Raw genomic sequence first — 6,098 nt, forward strand, 5'->3', positions numbered from 1 at the left:
CACGGTCTTGGCGTTATCCGGGACCAAGAAAATAGTACGGACTGAAAAGTCCGCGTTGCGCAAAAAAGCAATTTTAATGGCGGGCTTGCAGATAGCTCCGCGCAATCAGAAAGGAAGGGTTACATGGCGGTTTTGGAGGAATTAGAGCCTAAAAAAGTCTTTCGGTTTTTTGAGGAGCTGTGCGCCATCCCCCACGGCTCGGGAAATACAAAGGCGGTGAGCGACTGGTGCGCGGACTTTGCGCAGCAAAGGAAGCTTGCATGTTATCAGGACGCTTATAACAACCTTATCATTGTCAAAGAGGCGACTGCCGGTTATGAGGACGCGGCGTCGGTGATATTGCAGGGGCATCTGGACATGGTGTGCGAACAGGTCCCCGACTGCGACAAGGACATGGCCCGGGAGGGGCTGAATCTGACGGTGGAAGGGGACTGGATTTCGGCGAAGGGAACCACCTTGGGCGGCGACGACGGCATTGCCGTGGCCATGATGCTGGCACTTCTGGATGCGGACAACGTGAAGCATCCCCGTCTGGAAGCGGTGTTCACCACGGATGAGGAAATTGGGATGCTGGGTGCGTCCGCGCTGGACGTGTCTTCCCTGAAAGGTCGGAGGCTTTTGAATCTGGACTCCGAGGCCGAAGGCGTGTTCACCGTGGGATGCGCGGGAGGCTGCATGACCAAATGCACGCTTCCCATTCGCAGAAGTGCCTTTGCGGGGACGGCCCTTACCGTCACGGTGAGCGGCCTTGCGGGAGGACATTCCGGGCAGGAGATTGATAAGGGCCGGGGAAACGCCAACCTGCTGATGGGTCGGGCACTGCTGGCTATGCGTCAGGCAACGGAGGTGCGCCTTGTGGCGGTGGACGGCGGATTAAAGGACAACGCCATTCCCCGGGAAACCACGGCCACCGTGCTGGCTGCAGACGGGGGAGCGGCACGGGCTGCCGTGGAGCGGCTTGCCAGAGAACTGAAAAACGAATACCGGGTAACAGACAAGGGGATGACTCTGACAGTAGCTGTTGCACAGTTGGAGGGCGTGCCCATGGATGCGGAGTCCACTGCCCGGTGTCTGTGCTTTCTCGCCTGCGCGCCAAACGGCGTGCAGGTCATGAGCGCGGAAATTCCGGGACTAGTGCAAACTTCACTGAATCTGGGGATTTTGGCGACACGGGAGGAGACCATGGAAGCGTCCTTTTGCGTGCGCAGCAGCGTGGGTAGTCAAAAGGCGATGCTGAAAGACCGGCTGGCCTGCCTGACGGCGATGCTCGGCGGAGATACGGAATTTATTGGTGAGTACGACGCGTGGGAGTATCGCGCGGAGTCGCCCCTGCGGGAGCTGATGACGGAGGTCTTCCGGGATCTGTACGGCAAGGCCCCGGAGATTGAGGCAATTCACGCGGGTGTAGAGTGCGGACTGTTTTGCGGCAAACTGCCGGGGCTTGACTGCGTTTCCATCGGTCCGGACCTGATGGAGATCCATACACCCCGGGAGCGGATGAGTATTTCCTCCACCGAACGGATGTGGAAATTTGTCGTTGAAGTGCTGCGACGGGCCAAATAACGGCGTCGCGTTTCTGCGAACGGACTTTTCGGAAAAAACCGGATGGAAAACAGAGATTAAAATGAGAGAGGACCGGCCATAGGCCGGTCCTCTCTCATTGCGCTTATTATATGTGATGCCTGCCGCCGGAAATGACGCGGAGGGGGGACCTGTGCGTTTAGATGTCCGGAGCGGATTTACCTGCGTCTGTTCGCGGCAGTTTCCGCGTTTGTTACCCCTGCCGGTGTATCTTGCCGGGCGTTCTATGGGGACGCACTGGCGCTCCCGTGCGGGCAGATTAGGATCGCACAGCCCAGCGCAGCTTGGCCGACCGCGCCCGGGGATTTTGAAAGCACTCGTGCGCAGAGGGGCGGAGCACTTCGCCCGCCACGGTGCTGTAAGCACCCTCGCGTAGATGCTGGCGAAACGCTTTTTTCACAATCCGGTCCTCGCCGGAGTGAAAAGTCAGAATGGCCACGCGCCCGCCGGGCTTTAGAACGCCTGGAAGTTCTTCGAGAAAGTTGTACAGCGCCTCAAATTCACTGTTTACATCAATGCGCAGGCCTTGAAATGTCCGCTGGCAGGACTTTTTAATTTCCGCCTCGCGCTCTCCATTGGGGAGGAAGGAAAGCGCATGTCCCACCAGCTCCGCAAGGCGCTTTGTGGTGTTCACCACTCCACCCCGGCGAAGCTCTTCCAGAACAGTCTCCGCGATACGGGCGGCATACGGCTCGTCGGCGTTTTCCTCCAGAAGGGCGGTCAGCTCCTCTTCGTCCAGCTCCTGCAGGCGCTGCGCGGCGGGGATACCGGAAGTGGGATCCAGCCGAAGGTCCAGCGGTCCGTCGGATTTAAAGGTAAAGCCTCGGGCGGGGTCATCGATCTGCATGGAGGAAACGCCTAAGTCTGCCAGAATAAAGTCGAAGAGAACGCCGGGCGCAACCTCGTCCAACTGGGAAAAATTCATCCGTCGGAGGGTGAAAAGCTCCGGGCCAAAACCCGCCTCCTCCAGCCGCAGGCGGGTTTTCTCGGACTCGATGGGGTCCACATCAGTGGCGTACAGGTGTCCCCGGCCCTGAAGTTGCTCCAGAATTTTCCGGGAGTGCCCGCCATAGCCCAAGGTTGCGTCCAGTCCGGTTTGTCCGGGCTGAACGCTCAGAAAGTCCAGAATTTCATCCACCATGATGGGAATGTGCATCCCAGCGGGTGTTTTCCCGCTCTGGAGCACTTTTTCCACATCGTCGCCGTATTTTTCCGGATTCAGTTCCTTGTATTTTTCTCGGAAGTTACGAGGATGAGTGCCCTGATAGCGCGGGCGGCGCTTATGTTCCTGTTCCATGGCGCAGCTCCTTGTTTGTCTTTTATGATGGCGGTTTACAGTTCGCCAATCAGCGCCGATTCCGAAGAAAACCATTTCGGAACGGCTGTATCGAGGCTATCATAGCACAAAACCGGCAAAAAGAGAAGGTCTAACTGTTGTGCCGGGAGGCTTTTGCAAAACAGAAGTTGTCGAATCGGCAGGGGTTTGGTGTGGTGCGCACTTGTTTCTTCCGCCCAAATAAGCTATACTGTCTCTATGATTGAATCAGTATGTGAGGCATAACCATGGAACTTTCGATTTCCCACCCTGCGCTGCTAAGCATTGCGGACAAAGACCCGGGCCGCTCGTTTTTCGGCGGCGCACAGGAGTGGTATTCCACCGATTGGAGCCGCAGAGCGGGCTGCGGGCCTACCTGTGCGTCCAATATTCTGGCGTATCTGTCCTTGTCGCATCCGGCGCTGTTGCCCCTATACGGTTATGGAAGCATGGACCGCGCTGATTTTTCCCGGCACATGGAGGATGTATACCCTCATCTTACCCCCGGTAGAGCAGGGCTGAACCGTGTGGAACTGTTTTCGGACGGAGTTGCCGCATATGCCGCAGAGCGGGGAATTATGCTGGAGTCGCATACGCTTGCGCTTCCCGGGCGCATGACGCGGGGCCGCCCTGCCGTTTCCCAATTGGCGGAGTTTATAAAAGCCGGGCTTAAGTCCGACTGCCCGGTGGGTTTTTTAAATCTGCACCGGGGCAGGGAGAAAAACCTACAAAGCTGGCATTGGGTCACGATTGTGGCGGCGGAGTTTGAAGAGGACAGGCTACTGGTCACCGTCTCCGATGAAGGGCAGCAGATTAAACTGGACATGCGGCTGTGGTATTTGACCACTCCCATGCGCGGCGCTCTGGCGTATTTCTCAGAAAATCCGGCGTCCTACCAACAGGTGGATGCGGGAAACCCAAAGGATGGGAAAACACCGTGATCGAGCAAGTGCAAAAACAAGAAATAAAGCCGGGTGCATTGCATCGCGCCGGACCGACGCGGGAAACCAATGCATCCGCACAGTAGGAGGCTGACATGGACCTTACCACGGCAGAACAGATAGAATCGGAAATTCAGCGGCTTCTTCAGGCAAAGCGGCCCGTTCTGGTGGCAATCGACGGACGGTGTGCAGCGGGGAAGACCACGCTGGCAGAGGAGCTGCGGGAGTTGTGCGGCTGCGGCGTGGTTCACATGGACCACTTTTTTCTGCAGCCCCACCAGCGCACGGAGGAGCGGCTGAACACGCCGGGCGGCAACGTGGACCGCGAGCGGGCTTTACAGGAGGTTTTGCTGCCTCTCAGCCGGGGGGAGGCGGTTTCCTACCGTCCCTATGATTGCAAGCTGCAAGCGCTTAAAGAGGCTGTTCATGTGGCTCCCGGGGCGGTTACGGTCATTGAGGGAGCCTATGCCTGCCACCCGTCTCTACGGGAATACTACGATCTGAAGGTGTTTCTTACGGTGGAGAGGGAAGAGCAGCTTCGCCGTATCCGGCGGCGCAATGGGCCGGAAGCGGCGATTCAGTTCCGGGAGCGATGGATTCCGCTGGAGGAGCAGTATATTGCAGCCTGCGGAGTTTCCGACTGCTGCGATTTGCGGTTTGAAACGCACGACGGAAAGTGAGCAGACTGGCGCGCAGAGGGAAGCTGTCCGTCTATCGGGTGTAGCACTCGCCTGCGCATCTCACGGAGCGCGGAACTGCACGCACGGCTGCTCGCATACAGCGTGGACTGAGAAACTAATAGAGAAAGCTGGTCGCCGGAATCCCCGGCGGCCAGCTTTTTGGCTTATAAAAGAACGTTCTTCCATAACCTGCGGAAGAGGACAAAATCCGAACAGCGGCCGCAATGACTTTGTCAGTCGATGGGCTTCATGGTCGGGAAAAGAATCACATCCCGGATGGTGTCCGACCCGGTCAAGAGCATGGTCACCCGGTCGATGCCGATGCCCATGCCGCCGGTGGGGGGCATGCCGTATTCCATGGCGGTGAGGAAATCCTCGTCCAGCATCTCCGCCTCGTCGTCGCCCCGCTCCCGCAGCTCCGCCTGCTTTTCAAAGCGCGCGCGCTGGTCAATGGGGTCGTTCAGTTCGGAATAAGCGTTGCCCATTTCGCTGCGGCAGATGAAAAACTCAAACCGCTCGGTAAGCCGGGGGTCCTGAGGGCTGCGCTTGGTGAGAGGGGATACTTCCACGGGGTACATGGTGATAAAGGTGGGCTGAATGAGATGCTCCTCCACCCGCTGATCAAAGCACTGGTACAATGCGTTGCCCCAGGTCTTCTCTGCGCTGTCCGCCAACTCCACGCCTATGGATTTTGCGGCGGCCACAGCCTCCGCATCATCGGTGATGGCCCCAAAGTCCACACCGGCATACTGTTTCACGGCGTCCACCATGGTCAGGCGAGGCCAGCCGGGGGTCAGGTCGATTTTCTCGCCCATCCACTCGGTCTCATAGGTACCCAAAAGCTCCTTGGCAGCGGAAGAGAGCAGCCCTTCGGCCACGTCCATCATGCCGTGGAAGTCTGTAAATGCCTGATACAGCTCCACGGTGGTAAACTCCGGATTGTGCTTGGGGTCCATGCCCTCGTTGCGGAAAATGCGGCCGATTTCATACACCCGGTCCATTCCGCCCACGATCAGCCGCTTTAAGGGCAACTCCGTGGCTATGCGCATGTACATGTCCAAATCCAGCGCGTTGTGGTGTGTGATGAAGGGACGGGCAGACGCGCCGCCGGAAATGGTGTTCAAAACCGGGGTTTCCACCTCAATATAGCCCAGATCATCCAGATACCGGCGCAGGTGCTGAATGAATTTGGAGCGCAGAAGGAAGGCACGCTTCACCTCAGGGTTTACAATCAAGTCCACATACCGCTGGCGGTAGCGCAGCTCCTTATCCGTCAGTCCGTGGAACTTCTCCGGCAGGGGTAGCAGCGCCTTGGACAAAAGTACAATGTCCTTCACCCGGACGCTCATCTCGCCCCGCTGGGTGCGGAATACATCGCCATCCACGCCCACGATGTCGCCGATGTCATACTTTTTAAACGTCCGGTAAACTTCCTCGTCCATCTCGTCCTGGCGGGCGTAGAGCTGGATGCGGCCGTCCCGGTCCTGCAAGTCGCAGAAGCTGACCTTGCCCATGCCCCGTTTGCTCATGAGACGGCCCGCCACCTTCACGGATTGGCCCTCCATGGCGTCAAAATTGGCT

At 58.1% G+C, this 6,098-nt stretch carries 5 protein-coding genes; 3 read left to right on the plus strand and 2 right to left on the minus strand.

What is annotated here, in order from left to right; translation table 11 throughout:
• The first annotated feature begins 123 nt into the window (after positions 1 to 123).
• Positions 124 to 1,563 carry an aminoacyl-histidine dipeptidase gene (locus RT018_RS15205; RefSeq protein ID WP_312943162.1) on the plus strand — a complete coding sequence of 480 codons (1,440 nt, stop codon included), beginning with the start codon at positions 124 to 126 and terminating at the stop codon, positions 1,561 to 1,563.
• A gap of 277 nt (positions 1,564 to 1,840) precedes the next feature.
• On the opposite strand, the gene rsmH is transcribed toward RT018_RS15205, so the two are convergent.
• The gene (gene rsmH, locus RT018_RS15210; protein ID WP_312943163.1) at positions 1,841 to 2,878 is read right to left on the minus strand and encodes a 16S rRNA (cytosine(1402)-N(4))-methyltransferase RsmH; all 1,038 of its coding nucleotides are present in this window, start codon (positions 2,876 to 2,878) and stop codon (positions 1,841 to 1,843) included.
• A gap of 266 nt (positions 2,879 to 3,144) precedes the next feature.
• Here rsmH and RT018_RS15215 point away from each other — a divergent pair, with 266 nt between their 5' ends.
• Together RT018_RS15215 and RT018_RS15220 are read left to right on the plus strand one after the other, a co-directional pair.
• Positions 3,145 to 3,837 carry a hypothetical protein gene (locus tag RT018_RS15215; protein WP_312943164.1) on the plus strand — a complete coding sequence of 231 codons (693 nt, stop codon included), beginning with the start codon at positions 3,145 to 3,147 and terminating at the stop codon, positions 3,835 to 3,837.
• Between the two features lie 95 nt (positions 3,838 to 3,932).
• A complete protein-coding gene (locus tag RT018_RS15220; RefSeq protein ID WP_312943165.1) occupies positions 3,933 to 4,517 on the plus strand; it encodes an AAA family ATPase in 585 nt (194 codons plus the stop codon).
• Positions 4,518 to 4,750: 233 nt separating this feature from the next.
• Here the strand turns inward: RT018_RS15220 and lysS are convergent.
• A partial coding sequence (gene lysS, locus RT018_RS15225) for a lysine--tRNA ligase (RefSeq protein WP_312943166.1) occupies positions 4,751 to 6,098 on the minus strand: 1,348 nt, incomplete at its 5' end.

The organism is Oscillibacter sp., assembly GCF_032060045.1.
GTDB lineage: Bacteria > Bacillota > Clostridia > Oscillospirales > Oscillospiraceae > Oscillibacter.